At 73.6% G+C, this 15,106-nt stretch carries 19 protein-coding genes; 7 read left to right on the top strand and 12 right to left on the bottom strand.

Translation table 11 applies throughout. The features are described 5' to 3' along the window. Positions 1–151: 151 nt before the first annotated feature. Complete coding sequence (locus ACFY23_RS02020; protein WP_350684564.1) at positions 152–511, bottom strand: metalloregulator ArsR/SmtB family transcription factor; 360 nt, start codon at positions 509–511, stop codon at positions 152–154. A gap of 64 nt (positions 512–575) precedes the next feature. Between ACFY23_RS02020 and ACFY23_RS02015 the strand changes: the two genes are divergently transcribed. After that, entirely contained in the window at positions 576–1,673 is a 1,098-nt protein-coding gene (locus ACFY23_RS02015; protein ID WP_350684565.1) for a cation diffusion facilitator family transporter, read from the top strand. A gap of 63 nt (positions 1,674–1,736) precedes the next feature. On the opposite strand, the gene ACFY23_RS02010 is transcribed toward ACFY23_RS02015, so the two are convergent. Together ACFY23_RS02010 and ACFY23_RS02005 are read right to left on the bottom strand one after the other, a co-directional pair. After that, positions 1,737–2,147, bottom strand: a complete 411-nt coding sequence (locus ACFY23_RS02010; RefSeq protein WP_350684566.1) for a hypothetical protein — start codon at positions 2,145–2,147, stop codon at positions 1,737–1,739. Between the two features lie 254 nt (positions 2,148–2,401). Next, entirely contained in the window at positions 2,402–3,406 is a 1,005-nt protein-coding gene (locus tag ACFY23_RS02005; RefSeq protein WP_350684567.1) for a hypothetical protein, read from the bottom strand. 190 nt (positions 3,407–3,596) lie between these two features. On the opposite strand from ACFY23_RS02005, the gene ACFY23_RS02000 reads away from it, so the two are divergent. Next, positions 3,597–4,112 carry an SRPBCC family protein gene (locus ACFY23_RS02000; protein WP_350684568.1) on the top strand — a complete coding sequence of 172 codons (516 nt, stop codon included), beginning with the start codon at positions 3,597–3,599 and terminating at the stop codon, positions 4,110–4,112. A 63-nt stretch (positions 4,113–4,175) separates the two neighbouring features. On the opposite strand, the gene ACFY23_RS01995 is transcribed toward ACFY23_RS02000, so the two are convergent. Both ACFY23_RS01995 and ACFY23_RS01990 read right to left on the bottom strand, forming a co-directional pair. Continuing rightward, positions 4,176–4,883 (bottom strand): DUF2786 domain-containing protein, encoded by a 708-nt coding sequence (locus ACFY23_RS01995; RefSeq protein ID WP_350684569.1) that lies wholly within the window; start codon positions 4,881–4,883, stop codon positions 4,176–4,178. Positions 4,884–4,940: 57 nt separating this feature from the next. Then, positions 4,941–5,330 carry a hypothetical protein gene (locus ACFY23_RS01990; RefSeq protein ID WP_350684570.1) on the bottom strand — a complete coding sequence of 130 codons (390 nt, stop codon included), beginning with the start codon at positions 5,328–5,330 and terminating at the stop codon, positions 4,941–4,943. 154 nt (positions 5,331–5,484) lie between these two features. Here ACFY23_RS01990 and ACFY23_RS01985 point away from each other — a divergent pair, with 154 nt between their 5' ends. Then, positions 5,485–6,834, top strand: a complete 1,350-nt coding sequence (locus ACFY23_RS01985; RefSeq protein ID WP_350684571.1) for an ABC transporter substrate-binding protein — start codon at positions 5,485–5,487, stop codon at positions 6,832–6,834. 125 nt (positions 6,835–6,959) lie between these two features. Here the strand turns inward: ACFY23_RS01985 and ACFY23_RS01980 are convergent, their stop codons facing one another. Both ACFY23_RS01980 and ACFY23_RS01975 read right to left on the bottom strand, forming a co-directional pair. Beyond that, the gene (locus ACFY23_RS01980; protein WP_350684572.1) at positions 6,960–7,703 is read right to left on the bottom strand and encodes an enoyl-CoA hydratase/isomerase family protein; all 744 of its coding nucleotides are present in this window, start codon (positions 7,701–7,703) and stop codon (positions 6,960–6,962) included. Then, positions 7,700–8,557, bottom strand: coding sequence for a 3-hydroxyacyl-CoA dehydrogenase family protein (locus tag ACFY23_RS01975; protein WP_350684573.1), 858 nt, complete (start codon positions 8,555–8,557; stop codon positions 7,700–7,702). Before ACFY23_RS01975 ends, ACFY23_RS01980 begins: the two co-directional genes overlap by 4 nt. Before the next feature lie 161 nt (positions 8,558–8,718). Here ACFY23_RS01975 and ACFY23_RS01970 point away from each other — a divergent pair, with 161 nt between their 5' ends. Further along, positions 8,719–9,015 carry a hypothetical protein gene (locus ACFY23_RS01970; RefSeq protein WP_350684574.1) on the top strand — a complete coding sequence of 99 codons (297 nt, stop codon included), beginning with the start codon at positions 8,719–8,721 and terminating at the stop codon, positions 9,013–9,015. A gap of 48 nt (positions 9,016–9,063) precedes the next feature. On the opposite strand, the gene ACFY23_RS01965 is transcribed toward ACFY23_RS01970, so the two are convergent. Continuing rightward, complete coding sequence (locus ACFY23_RS01965; protein WP_350684575.1) at positions 9,064–9,843, bottom strand: methyltransferase domain-containing protein; 780 nt, start codon at positions 9,841–9,843, stop codon at positions 9,064–9,066. A 53-nt stretch (positions 9,844–9,896) separates the two neighbouring features. Between ACFY23_RS01965 and ACFY23_RS01960 the strand changes: the two genes are divergently transcribed. Continuing rightward, entirely contained in the window at positions 9,897–10,295 is a 399-nt protein-coding gene (locus ACFY23_RS01960; protein WP_350818923.1) for a PPOX class F420-dependent oxidoreductase, read from the top strand. A gap of 207 nt (positions 10,296–10,502) precedes the next feature. Here ACFY23_RS01960 and ACFY23_RS01955 read toward each other — a convergent pair whose 3' ends face one another. Next, positions 10,503–10,712: a BldC family transcriptional regulator gene (locus tag ACFY23_RS01955; RefSeq protein ID WP_007073996.1), complete on the bottom strand. Its 210-nt coding sequence runs from the start codon at positions 10,710–10,712 to the stop codon at positions 10,503–10,505. Between the two features lie 251 nt (positions 10,713–10,963). Continuing rightward, on the bottom strand, positions 10,964–11,803 hold the full coding sequence (locus tag ACFY23_RS01950; protein WP_350684555.1) for a hypothetical protein: 840 nt from the start codon (positions 11,801–11,803) through the stop codon (positions 10,964–10,966). Positions 11,804–11,976: 173 nt separating this feature from the next. On the opposite strand from ACFY23_RS01950, the gene ACFY23_RS01945 reads away from it, so the two are divergent. Both ACFY23_RS01945 and ACFY23_RS01940 read left to right on the top strand, forming a co-directional pair. Further along, a complete protein-coding gene (locus ACFY23_RS01945) occupies positions 11,977–13,059 on the top strand; it encodes a Glu/Leu/Phe/Val dehydrogenase dimerization domain-containing protein (RefSeq protein ID WP_350684554.1) in 1,083 nt (360 codons plus the stop codon). A 290-nt stretch (positions 13,060–13,349) separates the two neighbouring features. After that, entirely contained in the window at positions 13,350–13,565 is a 216-nt protein-coding gene (locus ACFY23_RS01940) for a DUF3073 domain-containing protein (RefSeq protein ID WP_091099829.1), read from the top strand. A 154-nt stretch (positions 13,566–13,719) separates the two neighbouring features. Here ACFY23_RS01940 and amcA read toward each other — a convergent pair whose 3' ends face one another. Then, positions 13,720–13,956 (bottom strand): multiple cyclophane-containing RiPP AmcA, encoded by a 237-nt coding sequence (gene amcA / locus ACFY23_RS01935; protein ID WP_350684553.1) that lies wholly within the window; start codon positions 13,954–13,956, stop codon positions 13,720–13,722. Next, positions 13,925–15,028 carry a cyclophane-forming radical SAM peptide maturase AmcB gene (amcB, locus tag ACFY23_RS01930; RefSeq protein WP_350684556.1) on the bottom strand — a complete coding sequence of 368 codons (1,104 nt, stop codon included), beginning with the start codon at positions 15,026–15,028 and terminating at the stop codon, positions 13,925–13,927. The genes amcA and amcB overlap by 32 nt, the downstream gene beginning before the upstream one ends. Positions 15,029–15,106 lie beyond the last annotated feature (78 nt).

Here is a 15,106-nt window from a genome sequence, read left to right as displayed (position 1 = left end):
TCGCCGGGCTACTGAAGCGCCGACCAGCGGAAACGCCGGTCGGCGCTTCTGCGTAGGGGGCTCCTGCCGCATCGGTCGGCGCTGCCCGGTGGCTGACCGCTTCCGGCCCTTGGTCACCACCGTTCGTTCACGTTCCCTGACCTCCGGGCCGTCAGTCGTGCTCGGGAAGGCCGGCCACCCGGTGCGACGCGGCGTGCATGACCTCGGTCACAAGCCGGCGCACATGACCTCCCCGGGCGCTGTACAACGCCCGCCGGCCGTCGCGCCGCACCGTGACCAGTCCCGCCAGCCGCAGCTTGCCCAGGTGCTGCGACACCGCCGGCCGCGCCACCCCCAGCGCCGCCACCAGCGCCGTCACGTCATGCTCCCCGTCCACGAGCAGCCACATCAACCGCAGCCGCGTGCCGTCCGCGAGCATCCGCAACATCTCCGTTGCCGCCTCAACGTGGCTATCGACAGGTAGGCGTTGTTGCAGGTCACTGGCACCTGCACCATTGTCGCGTGCGTACATGAGCACATATTATCGGCGCCGTCGGGAATACCAACCGTCATGCCGTAGGACGTTGGGAGACGCGGTGAACGACCACGAGCACGCTCACGGCCGGGGCCACGACCATCCGGGCGGTCACGAGCACGGTCACGACCACCCGCACGGTCACACCCATCACCACGGGGGGCTCGCCGCCTGGTGGCACCGGCTGACCCACGCGGTCGTCCCCCACTCGCACGACTCCCGCGCGAAGATCGACCCGGCGTTGGAGTCCTCCCACGAGGGACTACGCGCCCTGTGGATCTCGCTCGTCGGCCTCGGGATCACCGCCGTCGCCCAAGCCGTCATCGTTGTCCTGTCCGGCTCGGTCGCCCTTCTCGGCGACACCCTGCACAACGTCGCCGACGCCCTCACCGCCGTGCCCCTCGCGATCGCCTTCCTGCTCGGCCGGCGCGCCGCCACCCGCGCCTACACCTACGGCTACGGCCGCGCCGAAGACATCGCCGGCATCATCATCGTCGCGGTCATCGCCGCCTCCGCCGTCGCCGCCGCCTGGACCGCTGTCGCCCGGTTGCTGCACCCGGCCGAGGTGACCCACCTGCCCTGGGTGGCCGCCGCCGGCTTCGTCGGCTTCATCGGCAACGAGCTGGTCGCCCGCTACCGGATCCGCGTCGGCCGCCGCATCGGCTCCGCCGCCCTGGTCGCCGACGGCCTGCACGCCCGCACCGACGGCTACACCTCCCTCGCCGTACTCCTCGCCGCCGGCGGCGCCGCCCTCGGCTGGCGCTGGGCCGACCCGGTCGTCGGTCTCGCCATCGCCGTCGCCATCACCTTCGTCCTCAAGGACGCCGCCCGCGAGGTCTACCGCCGCCTCATGGACGCCGTCGACCCGGAGCTGGTCGACCAGGCCGAAAGCACCCTCCGGGCCGTCGACGGCGTGCAGGACGTAGCCGCGGTACGACTCCGCTGGATCGGTCACCGACTGCACGCGGAGGCCGAACTGGTTGTCGACGCGAACCTCAGCCTCATCGCCGCCCACGGAATCGCTGCCGACGCCGAACACCAACTCACCCACGCCGTACCGCGACTGACCAGCGCCACCGTCCACACCGATCCCGACTGCCACGCCGGCGCCCATCACCATGCTGACCTGTCGCACGAGCGGCGGCAGATGATCCGCTGACGAACCGCGTGCTGCCGGGCGAGCTGAGCCGCTGTCGGCCGCCGTGCGCGCAGCGGCTGCCGGTCAGAACGGGTGGCTGGCCGGGTCCGGGACGCCGCGCCGACGCCGCAGCTCGACCGCCCGCTTCTCCTTGCGGATGATGGCCACGACGTACCAGGTTGCCGCAGCGGCCAGCAGGGCCAGCGGGATGGCTCCCCAGAAGGGCCGGCCTTGCGCCGCCGTGATGAGCAGCGCCAGCACGAGGGCCACGGCGAACGCTGTGAACAGGACGGCGACGGCCCGCAGCCCGCCCATGGTGCGCACCGAGCCGCCAGGTCCGCCCCGGACGAAGCCGACCTCCTCCGGCCGGTACAGGGTCAGTTCCCCGTCGGCGGTGCGCACCAGGCGCCACGACTCCCCGCGCTCCCGAAGCCGTCGGTATTCGGCTCGGGCGGCCTCGTCACGAGCCGCCCGCCCGACGTCGTCTCCAGCCACCGTCTCAGTCCTTCCGGCAAAGGCGGGCACCTCGGTCACGCTCCGCCTCGTCCATGACACCCCGCCTGCTGGGGCGCATCCTCGGACGCCAACAGTGTCACGGGCTGGCCATCCACCGTCGTGCGCAAGGAAACAGTGACATCACGAGCAGGACGATTTCCGCCGCGTAGGGCATGGAGATGAGAGGCGGTGCCTGCTGGACCAGCCCTCGGCTGACCAGATCCGTGGCCGGCGGCCGGAGTTGCCCGGCGGTGTCAGCGCTTCTGTTGGCGGTGTTGCGCCATCCCGCCCTGGATCGCCTCCCAGACGCTCCGCCCGGCCTGGCGGAGTGTCTCCCCCGCCTGCTCGGCGAGCTGGGCCGCGCTCGGCGGCGTCCCGGTGCCACCCCCGGGGGTTTCCTGCGGCCGGCCCGCTCCGCCCTCGGGCCGGTGGCCCGACGGCTCCCGCCGCCCAGCGCCAGCACCCCCGGCTCCGCCAGGCTCCTCACCACCCGGCCGTCGCGCACCCGGCTCCGGCCCGCCGTGTTCCGGCGCGCCCTGTCCGCGACCCGGTTGCTCGGGACCGCCCCGCTCCCGGCGGGCCTGCTCGGCGCCGCCCCGCTCGCGCTCCGCCTGCTCCCGGGCGCGTCGCACCTGCCCCTGTTCCCCACCGCCGCCCGATACGCCGGCGAGGCCGCCGCCCGGCGCCGCCTGGCCCGCGCCCGGTTCCCCGCCCAGGCCGGGGGCAGCCGCCTCCCGCAGGGACCGGTCGGCGACCGCCCCGATCGCACCGACCTGCTGGCCGAGCTCGTCGGTCGCGCCGCCGGGCCGCACCGGCGACCCGGTGACCGGCCCGCCCAGGTTGGCCCCCTGCTGCGTCTCGGCCGCCTGCTGCGTCGCCCGGTTCACGTCGTCGATCGAGAGCGCCGTACGCGACAGGGCGTCGATGATCTGCGGGTTGCGGTCGATGGTGCTCAGCGCCCGGTCGAGGATGTCGACCAGCTTCTCCAGGCGCACCTTGAGCTCCGCCTCGGCGTGCACCCCGGTCATGTCCAGCTCGACGCCCTGCAGGTGCACGCGGACACCGGCGTCGAGCTGGAGGAGGTTGGCCAACCGCGCCCGCAGGGACAGATCGGCGTCCAGCCCGTCCACGGCGAGCCGGATCGAGTCGACCGACACCTCCGGTACGTCGAGCAGGACGTCCGGCTCCGTCGCCCCCTCCTGCCGGGGCGACCGCCCGGCGATCCGGTCCGGCTCCCGCTGCTGCGCGTTCTCGCTCATGCTCCCCGCTCCGCCTCCTCCGGCCCGGTCCGGCCGGGACCGTCCGGCGCGCTTACCCGCTATCCGGCCGACCATCCCGTCCCGCCCGGGAAGGCGGCACCGGCCGCCGCCGGGCGTACGAAATGGGTGTCCGGAACCGGGCAGCGCGCGAAGCTGCACACCCGGGCATGGGCCGGTATGGTCCGGGCCTATGGGACAGGAGATGGCTGACCCGGCCGGCTTCCGGCAGGAGTACGACCAGTTCTCGTTGCGCAGCGTTCTCCTGGTCCCCGCCCCCGCGGATCAGGCGTTCGCGGTGTTCACCGACGCCCTCGCGGCCTGGTGGGTGGTGGAGTACACGTGGTCCGGCCCGGAGCACCTGGCCGAGCTGGGCATGGAGCCGCGCGCCGGCGGGATGCTCTACGAGATCGGCCCGCACGGCTTCCGCTGCGACTGGGGGCGCGTGCTGACCTGGGATCCGCCCCGGCGTCTGGTCTTCACCTGGCAGATCGGCGCCGACCGGGCGCCGGTGCCGGATCCGGCGCAGGCGAGCGAGGTGGAGGTCCTCTTCCACCCGGACGGACCGGAGCGGACCCGGGTGGAGGTCGAGCACCGGCACTTCGACCGGCACGGCGAGGCCGCCGAGGGCTACCGGCAGGCGCTGACCGCCGGCTGGCACGAGCTGCTCTCCCGCTACGCGACGACGGTGACCCACGGCGCCGGCTGACCGGCCCCCACCATCCGCCGCCTCATCCCCACCGGGCACCCGTCGCCGGGCGGTCCGAGCCGGTCAGTGGCCGATGCCCGGGTGGGTGCCGGAAGCCGTGGCAAGGCCCCGCCCCCCGAGGTCGGCGCGGCGTCCCGCCTCCGCGCCGGAACCGAACCCGCTGCCGGCCAGCCTGCGCGGCGCCGCGGTGCGCAGGCGCGGGTACACCTCGGCGACACGGTGCCGCACCCGGTCCGACCGGTCGGCCAGCACCAGCGCGACCGACGACCCGCCCGAGTCGGCGGCCGCCTGGGCCTCGGCCGCCCGCAGCCGTACGCCGATCACCTGGGCGAAGCCGGCCAGCCAGGAGCGCCGGAAGGCGGCCGCATGCTCGCCGGGCGGCACCTCCGCCGCGCCCAGCCCGTGCGCGGCCTGCACGAGCAGCGACGTGAAGAGCAGGTCGACGCGTTCCAGGTCGCTGGCGAAGCCGAACAGGTGCATGGCGAAGCCGCTGCCCTGCCGGCGGCGGACGCAGCGGCAGCGCAACGGGTCGGCGACCGCGGCGAGCAGGCCGGCCTTGTCCCGGGCGTACGGGGCGACGACCTCGACCACCCGGTCGCCCACCGGGTCGGTGGCCGGGTCCCGGGCGGCCAGCAGCGCCCGGTCGACGCCGTAGCGGGCGATCAGCTCGGTGGCCTTGGCGGTGAACGCGGCCGACTCGGCGGGGGTGCAGGCCAAGTCCTCGGCCTGGGCCAGCAGCTTGCGCACCTTGCTGAGCATGGCCTCGGACATGCCCCCAGCCTGTCACGCGGGGCGGTCGACTCGCCGACGGCGACGCCGACCGCCTGATCAGCCGGCCCGGCTGCGCAGGGTGGCCACCGTCGAGCCGGCCAGGGTGAGCAGGCAGTCCGGCAGCAGCCCGTCGGCCGCCGCCGCCCCGAACAGCGCCTCGCCGGTGTCGGCGTCGGCATTGGCGTACGCGCTGACGAATCGGGCCACCCAGCGGGTGTCGTAGGCCGCCTCGTCGATCCCGGGAAAGTCCAGCGCGCACGCGCCCCGCGGCACCGGCCCGCCGACCATGGTGGCCGCGAGGCACCAGGCCACCCCGTACGCGCCGGCCAGGCCGGACCGGTCGACGACCGCGTCGAACGCCCCCACCACCGCGTCGCCGTCCCCGGCCAGCGCCGAGCGGAGCACGGCGGTCGCGTCGTCGAGCGTCTGCTGTGGTGATTCCGTCACGCACCGCACGGTAGGGCAGCGGGTCAAGCGATCGGCGATCGTGACTCTCCGTGTGCATGCCGGGCGACCTGCGGATTGAGCCGGCTCCGTGGTCACGCCGCACGCGTCGGCACGCTAATGTGCGCAGCGGACCTTCGCCCGAGGAAGGACGACCATGCTCAAGTCACGCGCCTCGCGGGCGGCCACCCTGGCCGCCTGCGCGACGTTCCTGTTCGCCAACAGCGCGTGCGGGACGGAGGGGCCCGACGAGGCGACCACCCACCAGGTGCGCCTCTACGGCTCCGACGGCAACATGCTCAACTCCTACCCCGCTGAGCTGAAGGACCGCGCCAGCCTCGTCGACGGCATGAAGGGCACCAAGCCGATGACGCCGCTGCCGGAGAGCTTCCAGAACCGGCTACGGTCCGTCGACCCGCAGCTGAACGACTTCCTCTACACGGCCGAGACGTACGACGCGGTGGTGATCAGCGCGATCGCCGCCCAGCTCGCCGGCAGCACGGACCCGGCCGCCGTCGCCAAGCAGATCGTCGGGGTCACCAACGGCGGGCAGCGTTGCGAGGACGTGGCGTCCTGCCTGGCGCTGGCCCGCGCCGGCAAGGACGTGGAGTACCGAGGCGTCTCGATAACCCGGGCCGGGTTCACCGAGGCCGGCGAGCCGGCCACCGCCAGCTACGCGACCGTGCACTTCGACGGCCAGCAGCTCAACGACGGCAAGACGGAGTTCGTCGGCGCCGGCGACGAGTCGGCGGCGAGCACCGAGGCTCCGCCGAAGGGGAAGAAGCAGCGCGGGGGCCGTACCGACCGCAGTGACGGGTCCCCGCTGGTCGTGGGCGGTCTGCTGCCGATGACCGGTGACCTGTCCCTGGCGTACCCGCCGATGGCCGCCGCGGCCGCCCTGGCCATCAAGGAGATCAACGGGGCCGGCGGCGTGCTCGGCGAGCCGGTGGTCTGGGTCGACGGCGACGACGGCACCAATCCGGCGGTGGCGAAGGCCACGGTGGCGAAGCACGTCGAGCGGAACGTGCACGTCATCATCGGCGCCGGCGCCTCCGGGATCTCCCGCGAGGTCCTGCCCGACGTGGTGCGGGCCGGAAAGGTCCTGTTCTCCTCGTCGAACACCGACGCCGGGCTGACCAAGCTGGAGGACAACGGCCTCTACTTCCGCACCGCCCCGCCGGACAGCCTCCAGGGGCGGGCGCTGGCCGACGTGATCCTCCGGGACGGGCCGCAGAAGATCGCGATCGTGGCCCGCAAGGACTCCTACGGCGAGGGCCTCCAGGCCACCGTCAAGGCCGAGCTGGAGCGCACCGGCGTCGGCGGCGACCGGATCAAGCTGCTGACCTACGACCCGCCGGCCGACGCCAAGGCCAACCCCGTGGACTTCACGGCCGGGGCGAAGGAGATCAAGGACTTCGGCGCGGAGGCCGTGCTGATCATCGGCTTCGCGGAGTCGGCGCAGGTGATCCGCGCGCTCGCGGACGCCGGCGTGCAGTTCCGGCAGTGAGCCGCTGACCCTTCACACGAACGGCCGCACCGGGTCACCGGTGCGGCCGTTCTCGTCGTGACGCCGACGTCGCTACGCCGAGCGGCACCGACGTGGGGACACGCGGGCACCGCCCGGCCAACCGCTCAGCGGGGCCGCCGCCGTTCCAGGAACTCGGTCATCCGCCGGTGCTTCTCCTCGTCCTCGAAGAGCACCGCCTGGCTGACCAGGTCGAGGTGCGGGTGCGCGGCGGCCGGCGCGTCGACCGCCAGCTTGGTCAGCCGCAGCGCCAGCGCGGACCCCTTCGCCATCTCGTCGAGGAGCCCGTGCGCGGTGGGCAGCAGCTCGGCGGGCTCGGCCACCACCCGGTTGACCAGGCCGATCCGCAGCGCCTCCTCGGCGTCCACCCGGCGGCCGGTGAAGAGCAGTTCCTTGGCCCGGGCCTCGCCGACCAGCGCCGGCAGCCGGTGGGTCGCGCCCGCGCCGGCCAGGATGCCCAACCGCACCTCCGGCTGCCCGAACACCGCCCGCTCGGTGCAGACCCGCAGGTCGCAGGCGTACGCCAGCTCGGCGCCGCCGCCCAGCGCCGGCCCGTCCACCGCCGCCACGGTCGGCATCGGCAGCGCCCGGATCCGGGCGAAGGCGGCCGAGTTGATCGCCGCCAGCGCGTCCAGCCGGCCCCGCTCGCGCAGTTGCCCGATGTCCGCCCCGCCGGCGAAGATGCCCTCGGTGCCGCCGGTGAGCAGCAGCAGGCGGGGGCGCGCCTCCAGCTCCGCGCAGACCTGGTGCAGCTCGGCGATCAGGTCGGCGTCGATGGCGTTGCGTTTCTCCGGCCGGTCGAGCGTGACCACCAGCCGGTCCGGCCGCTCCTCGACCCGCAAGCCGCTCACGACTTCACCCCGCCTTCCCAGCGGTAGAAGCCCTGACCGGACTTCTTGCCCAGCCGGCCGGCGGCCACCATCTCCACCAGCAGCGGCGGCGGCGCGAACCGGTCCCCGTACGCGGCCTGGAGGGTACGCGCGATGTCCAGCCGCACGTCCAGCCCGACCAGGTCGGTCAGCTCCAGCGGGCCGATCGGGTGCCGGTAGCCGAGCACCATCGCCTTGTCGATGTCGGCCGGGCTGGCCACCCCGTCGGCGACCATCCGGATCGCCTCCAGGCCGAGGGTGACCCCGAGCCGGGAGGTGGCGAAGCCGGGCATGTCCCGTACGACGACGGGGTCCTTGCCCAGCCGGCCGGCCAGCGCGACGGCCGCGGCGGTGGTCTCGTCGGCGGTGGCCGGGCCGACCACGACCTCCAGCAGCGCCATCGCCCAGACCGGGTTGAAGAAGTGCAGCCCGACGAAGCGCTCGGGTCGCGCCAGCCCGTCGGCCAGCTCGGCGATGGAGATGCTGGACGTGTTGCTGCCCAGCAGCGCCGGGCGCAGCGCCTCGGCCTCGCGCAGCACCGCCCGCTTGAGGTCCGGCCGCTCGGGCACGGCCTCCACCACCACGGCCGGATCCTGCGCGACCTCGGCGAGCGCGGCCCGCAGCGTCACCCGCCCCCGGTTCGTCGCGGCCTGGTCGGCGGTCAGCTTGCCGCGCCCCACCGCCCTGTCCCACAGCTCACCGAGCCGGTCCACGGCCGCGGCGCCCCGGGCCCGGTCCACCTCGACCAGCTCGACGGCGTGTCCGGTCCCGGCCGCCACGTACGCGATGCCGAGCCCCATCGTGCCGGCCCCGACGACGACAAAGCGGTCGCTCATGACGCCTCCCTGCCTCCGGCGGCGACCCGGGGTTGACCCGCGCTCCGCCACCCGCTCCACTCGCTCATGGGCCGACCCTATGCAGCGACGCCCGCCCGGACATGCGTGGGGGCGGCGCGGATCGGGTACGACGGCCGTCAACCGAGGGAAGGACGGGCGAGATGAGCCAGGCACCGGAGACCGTGGACAGTGCGGGCGCGGCGGAGACGGTGGAGACCCGCGGGGACGAGCGGGTCGACCTGCTGCGCGCGGACACCAACAACGACGGGCGCACCGACGTCTGGGTGGCCGACACCGACGGGGACGGCAAGCCCGACCTGTTCCAGTTCGACACCGACCACGACGGCAAGGTGGACGTCACGATGGTCGACCTCGACGAGGACGGCACCCCGGACGAGGTGGTCGACGGCGACGGCGGCCTCCCGCCCGAGCAGCTTCCCCCGACCGTCCAGGTCTGAGGCGTACGCCGGTCGTCCGGGGTGCCGCCGTGCGGCGTGCCCCGGGCGTCAGCCGGCCAGGCGCAGGGTGGCGAGGTAGTACGGGGCGTCGCGGTCGTCCACGTCGGTCAGTCGCCAGGCGGTGCCGCGGACCAGCTCGGCGAGCTCGTCGGGTGAGCAGACCAGGTAGTCGAACCACTCGGTGCCCAGTTCCCGGTAGCGCAGGCGGAGCCGGAGCTGCCCGCCGAGCCGGCCCCGGCGCCGGTTGCGCTCGTGGTAGCCCGTGTGCAGCGGGTCCCGGGTGCCGTACGGGTCGGTGCCCTGCGCGATGACCCGCGCGCCCGGCCGGGCCAGCGCGGCGAGCGCCGCCAGCAGGGCCGGGGCCCGCTCCCGCCCCTCCAGCAGCCCGACGTTGTTGCCGAGCAGCAGGAACGTGTCGTAGCGCCGGCCGGCGGCGACGTGCGAGTCGACCGTCCCGTGCACCAGCTCGCGTACGCCCCGGCGGCGGCAGACGGCCAGCGCGCCGGCCGAGGTGTCCAGCCCGGTGACCGGCACGCCCCGCTCCTGGAGCAGCAGGGCGATCCGGCCCGCCCCGACGCCGACGTCCAGGGTGGCGCCCTCGACCCGGTCCACCGCCCGGTGGTCGTACGGCTGCCAGTCGGCGGGGCCGTCCAGGTAGTGCGCGGCGGGCGCGCCGTTGATCAGCCCGTCGTCCCGCTCGATGATCTCGATGACGGGTCGTGGCAGCCGCCCGCCGGCCAGCGGTCGGGGGCCGACCCCGGTCGCCACGGCGAGCGCGTCGCGCAGCATCTCGCCGAACACGTCACCGATCCGTGGTTCCACCGTCACGGCTTCACGCTATCCGGCCGGTCAGTCAGCCGCGGCGGCCGTATCCTGTCGGCGTGGCCACACTGGACCGCCTCGCCGCGGAGAAATACATCCTGTTGACGACGTTCCGCAAGGACGGTCGGGCGGTGCCGACGCCGGTCTGGGCGGTCCGCGACGGCGACGCGCTGGCGGTGTGGTCGGCGGCGGATTCCGGCAAGGTGAAGCGGATCCGGCGCAGCGGGGACGTCACGGTCGCGCCGTGCGACGTCCGGGGCCGCCCGCACGGCGCGGCGGTGCCCGCCCACGCGACGCTCTGTGGCCCGGCCGACACCCGGCGGGTCCGCGACCTGATCAAGCGGAAGTACCGGATGATCGGGCGGCTCAGCCTGCTCGGCAGCCGGCTGCGCCGGGGCGAGGGCGGCACTGTCGGCATCCGGGTCTCGCTCGCCGACCGGCCGGCGGGCGGCGACTGACCCGCCCGCCGCGCCGCGCGCAGCCACGCCGCGCAGCCGGCGGCCGAGGCGCGCGTACGGCCGGACGACGGGTTTTGTCGGCCTGCCCGGGCTCGGAATGCGCAGCCGGGTCCGGCCGCGCGGGGCGCGACCGGCCGGGCCCGGACACGACGAAGGGCGACGGACCGTGTCCGCCGCCCTTCGTGCACACCTGTTGACTTCCGGCCGTCAGTCCCCCTGACGCTGCTGGGGGATCTGCCCCTGCAGCAGGGCTCTGACCTCCGACTCGCGGTACCGGCGGTGTCCCCCCAGGGTGCGGATGGCGCTGAGCTTGCCAGCCTTGGCCCACCGGGTCACCGTCTTCGGGTCGACACGGAACATCGACGCCACCTCGGCCGGCGTGAGTAGCGGCTCTGGTTCGTGCGTTCGCGATGCCATCGGTCACTCCTCCACATGTATAGACATCGGCCGGGGTCCCGCCGGCCGACGCGTCTCCCATGGTCCGGCTAGTCCCCGATGTCCGACATGGGCCGAACGGCCGAACGTCCCTAGACGGACGGATGAACCATGCCCGATTTATGCGACATTTACACGGCAGAAAGTACCTTATTCGGACTCATGATCACGGTTCGTGATGCATCAACTACGAGCCCGCCTCGCCTTGGCGGCACTTACGGGGCGATTTGGGATTAGTTACACCGTTCCAGCAGTTGCACCGCGCGCCACCGGGCGACCAGCTTGTCGTACGCCGCCGAAGCCTCCTCGGCCTCGCCCCGGGACAGCCCGGCGAGCCCGCTCGCCACCAGCTCGGGCGAGTCGTCGGCGGCCAGCGTCTCGTCGGAGAGCAGGTCGACCAGGCCGCCGTAGTCCAGCTCCACCACCGAGCGGGGGTGGAATTCCTCCAGCCAGCGCGCGGCCTCCTCGACCGCCTCCGTGATCGGCGCCTCGCCGACCGACTTGCGCAGCACCGACAGCGCCCGCGACGACCGGCGCCGCGCCTTCGAGATCTCCGTCCGGAAGCGCAGCGCCCGTCGGCCCGGACGGGTCACGTGGTGTCGCTCCTCCGGGTCGAAGAGCACGAACCAGCGCAGCGGCACGCCCCACGTCGCGATCTGCTCGTGCAGCCGGGGGACGCCGTGCTCCAGCACCCGCGCCCCGCTGCGCCAGTCCTCCACCACCGCCTTGGCCTGCCCGGCGAGCACCGGCGGCACGAACGCGTCGGCCAGCACCGGCGGCACGCCGTCGCGCGCGCTCAGCGCCGCCTCGGCCACCCGGATACGCAGGTTCCACGGGCAGACCAGCAGCGTGTCGTCGGTCTCCAGCACGTACGCCTCGTCCGGCAGGTCGGGCAGCCGCGTCCAGCCCGCGCCGAGCGCCTCGATCACCGACGTCCGTTGCCGGCCGGGCCCCTCCACGGGGGCCACCGCCCGCCCCTGCTCGACGTAACGGCGCCAGTACGTCTGGCGGTCCCGGTCGAAAGCGGTCAGCGGCTCGTACACGCGCAGGTAAGAAGCGAAGAGCGACGGCACGGCGCGATCCTCCCACGAATCGGAACCCGACCGTCGTCGGCGCTGCGATCACGCACGCCGTGGGCGGTCGGACGGCGTCGGCCGATACTAGGCTCAGCGGCACCGGCAGCATCCCGCCGGCGTCCACAGGTCCGCGTCCCACAAGGACGCACCCCCCACACCAGGAGCTACTCATGGGCGTATTCGCCAGTACCGACGACCCGGGATCCACCGGCCACGAACAGGTCGTGTTCTGCCAGGACAAGCAGTCCGGCCTCAAGGCGATCATCGGGATCTACTCCACCGCGCTCGGCCCCGCGCTCGGCGGCACCCGGTTCTACCCGTACGCGAGCGAGGAGTCCGCCCTCGCCGACGTGCTCGACCTGTCCAGGGGCATGGCGTACAAGAACGCCCTGGCCGGGCTGGACCTCGGCGGCGGCAAGGCGGTCATCTGGGGTGACCCCGAGCGGATCAAGAGCGAGGCGCTGCTGCGCGCGTACGGCCGCTTCGTGGAGTCCCTCGCCGGGCGTTACTACACCGCCTGCGACGTCGGCACCTACGTGGCCGACATGGACGTGATCGCCCGGGAGACGTCGTACGTCACCGGCCGCAGCGTCGAGCACGGCGGCGCCGGCGACTCCTCGATCCTCACCGCCTGGGGCGTGTTCCAGGGCATGCGGGCCGCCGCCGAGCACGTCTGGGGCGCCCCGACGCTGCGCGGCAGGCGGGTCGGCGTGGCCGGCCTGGGCAAGGTCGGCAAGTACCTGGTCGGCCACCTGCTCGACGACGGTGCCGAGGTGGTGGCGACCGACGTCAACCCGAAGGCCATGGAGTGGGCGCGCACGACCCACCCGCAGGTCACCCTCGTCGACGACGCCGCCGTGCTGACCGCCGCCGACATCGACGTGTACGCCCCGTGCGCGCTCGGCGGCGCGCTCAACGACGACACGGTGCCGGCGCTGCGCGCCAAGGTGGTCGCCGGCGCGGCGAACAACCAGCTCGCCCACTCGGGCATCGAGAAGCTGCTGGCCGACCGCGGCATCCTCTACGCCCCGGACTACGTGGTGAACGCCGGCGGCGTGATCCAGGTGGCCGACGAGATCGAGGGCTTCAACTTCGAACGGGCCAAGCTGCGCGCCACCCGGATCTACGACACCACCCGCGAGATCCTCCAGCTCGCCGACGCCGAGGGCGTGCCCCCGGCGGTGGCGGCGGACCGGCTGGCGGAGCGGCGGATGGCCGACGTCGGCCGGCTGCGCACGATCCACCTGCGATGAGCGTCACGGAGGCGGAGCCGGCCCGGTTCCGCCTCCGGCGCCGCCGCGCCGAGGCGCGCCGTTAAGCTGGTTTCGTCGGGCTTTGTCCGGTGTCACGGGCGCTCCCGGCACCGCTCCTTACCCGGTACAATCGGTGACGGCTGGATGACCGCGACGCGCGGCACCGGTCGACGGTAACCCGAGGTGCCGAACGATGGCATCCCCATGTACCGTAAGAGCCACGAGAGATGCCTGACGTCATCGGGGCCCGCCTTCGGGCTGCCCCGCATTCTGTGCGAGGGGGTCGAGCCATGGGGCGCGGCCGTGCTAAGGCCAAGCAGACGAAGGTGGCGCGGGAGTTGAAGTACCACTCCCCGAACACCGACCTCACCGCCTTGCAGCGCGAGTTGGCGGGTGCTGGTAAGTCTGAGCACAACTTCGACGACGACTACAAAGAGTATGTCGACGACGATGATGAGGATCACGCGGACGAAGACCCGGATCCCTGGGTACGTCCGACCCGCTGACCTCCGGTCGCAGCTGAGCACGCGGTAATCCCCCGCGTGCTCACGCATGTGCCCATCCGAAGCGGCGCCAACACCGACGATCAGGGACCATGCCGTCCCGGAGGCTACTCCGGCTGCTCGGCAGGTCCCTGATCCCGGTGTGGCCGCGCCGCCCTCAGCGGGGCCGGTTGTTCCAGTTGTAGAACGTCGGGATGTTCTCGAAGTGGTTCCAGGCGCAGACGGCGCTCGCGCCGTCGCCGCCCGCCACCTCCGCCCGCAGCCGCCGCGCGGCCTCGGCCTCGTGGAGCAGAGCGGTGAGTCCCGGCGCGGCTTCCCGCACCCGATCGGCGACCTGGCCCGTGGCGGTGTCCGCCCCGCGCTCAGGCTGCCGGTGACTGGTGGTCTCGGGCATGCTCCAACACTCCCTCCAGTAGGTGGATCTTGCTGTTGCGGCAGTGCGCGGTCTCCGTACCGTCGAAACGCCCCAGCTCGAAGTAGCGGTTGGCGGCGTGGCCGCCGCCGCAGAAACCGAAGTAGGGGCAGGACGAACGGCACGCCTCGACACCGGCGAGGAACTCACCGACCCAGGGCGTCCGGTCCGCGTGGGCGAGGATGTCGGCCAGCGGTGTGGTCAGCACGTTGCCGCTGCTGAAGTCGCCGTACCGGACGTCGGTGAAGCCGGCCAGCTCGGGCGAGAGCACGGTCACCGAGCCGTCGTGTCCGACGGTCGGGATCGGGTCCAGCCGCCGGGGCAGCAGGTCGTCGACGGTGCCGTCCAGCACGGCGGCGGCATACCGCAACGACCACTCGACCTCACGCAGGTGGATCCGGGGCTCCCGGCGCCAGGCCGCCACCAGTTCCGCCCAGAACGCGGTCACCGCCCGGGCGTCGTGGGAGTTGTCGCGCAGGTTGACCCCCTCGGTCTCCTCGATGTTGACGCCGAGCACGTCACAACCGAGACCGAGGAAGTAGTCGTACAGCTCGGTGGCGAGGCCCGGCTCCGGGCGGCCCACCACCGCCAGCGCCGAGAACGGCAGCCCGTGCCGGCGCAGCGCCGCCACCCCGCGCACGATCCGGTCGTACGCCGGCCCGCCGGCCCGGGTGACCCGGTCGCCGTTGCGCTCCCGCGGCCCGTCCACGCTCACGCTCACCCGCACCCGGTGCTCGGCGAAGAACGCGCACCACGCGTCGTCGATCAGCGTGGCGTTGGTCTGCACGTGGTGCTCGACCTCGGGCCCGAACGGCGCGATCAGCGCGGCCAGGTGCTCCCGGCCGGCGGCGAGCGGCTCCCCGCCGTGCCACACCACGGAGAAGCGGCCCGCCGCCGCCCACGGGTTGACCGACGCGGCCACCGCCTCGGCCACCCGTACCGGCATCCGCCGGTCGGCGGCCCGGAACGGCAGATAGCAGTACGCGCAGTCCAGGTTGCAGAGGGTGGTCGGCTGCATCACGACGTACGAGGGAACGACGGCCAAGCCGCGCATCCCGCTGAACGACTGTCCCCGTGCAGCCATTGCCCTCCTCAGCGCCTGAAGGGCTGTCGGGACCCCGGTGAGGGGGTG

The sequence above is a fragment of the Micromonospora sp. NPDC000121 genome (assembly GCF_042899165.1).
GTDB lineage: Bacteria > Actinomycetota > Actinomycetes > Mycobacteriales > Micromonosporaceae > Micromonospora.
Note: the sequence above shows the minus strand (reverse complement) of the source record. Positions and strands in the feature narration are given on the sequence as shown.

Excerpts from the sequence above, each read along its gene's own strand:
- ACFY23_RS02020 (WP_350684564.1), bottom strand. The coding sequence starts at position 511 with ATGTACGCACGCGACAATGGTGCAGGTGCCAGTGACCTGCAACAACGC.
- ACFY23_RS02005 (WP_350684567.1), bottom strand. The coding sequence starts at position 3,406 with ATGAGCGAGAACGCGCAGCAGCGGGAGCCGGACCGGATCGCCGGGCGG.
- ACFY23_RS02000 (WP_350684568.1), top strand. The coding sequence starts at position 3,597 with ATGGGACAGGAGATGGCTGACCCGGCCGGCTTCCGGCAGGAGTACGAC.
- ACFY23_RS01995 (WP_350684569.1), bottom strand. The coding sequence starts at position 4,883 with ATGTCCGAGGCCATGCTCAGCAAGGTGCGCAAGCTGCTGGCCCAGGCC.
- ACFY23_RS01985 (WP_350684571.1), top strand. The coding sequence starts at position 5,485 with ATGCTCAAGTCACGCGCCTCGCGGGCGGCCACCCTGGCCGCCTGCGCG.
- ACFY23_RS01975 (WP_350684573.1), bottom strand. The coding sequence starts at position 8,557 with ATGAGCGACCGCTTTGTCGTCGTCGGGGCCGGCACGATGGGGCTCGGC.
- ACFY23_RS01970 (WP_350684574.1), top strand. The coding sequence starts at position 8,719 with ATGAGCCAGGCACCGGAGACCGTGGACAGTGCGGGCGCGGCGGAGACG.
- ACFY23_RS01955 (WP_007073996.1), bottom strand. The coding sequence starts at position 10,712 with ATGGCATCGCGAACGCACGAACCAGAGCCGCTACTCACGCCGGCCGAG.
- ACFY23_RS01945 (WP_350684554.1), top strand. The coding sequence starts at position 11,977 with ATGGGCGTATTCGCCAGTACCGACGACCCGGGATCCACCGGCCACGAA.
- ACFY23_RS01940 (WP_091099829.1), top strand. The coding sequence starts at position 13,350 with ATGGGGCGCGGCCGTGCTAAGGCCAAGCAGACGAAGGTGGCGCGGGAG.
- amcA (WP_350684553.1), bottom strand. The coding sequence starts at position 13,956 with ATGCCCGAGACCACCAGTCACCGGCAGCCTGAGCGCGGGGCGGACACC.
- amcB (WP_350684556.1), bottom strand. The coding sequence starts at position 15,028 with ATGCGCGGCTTGGCCGTCGTTCCCTCGTACGTCGTGATGCAGCCGACC.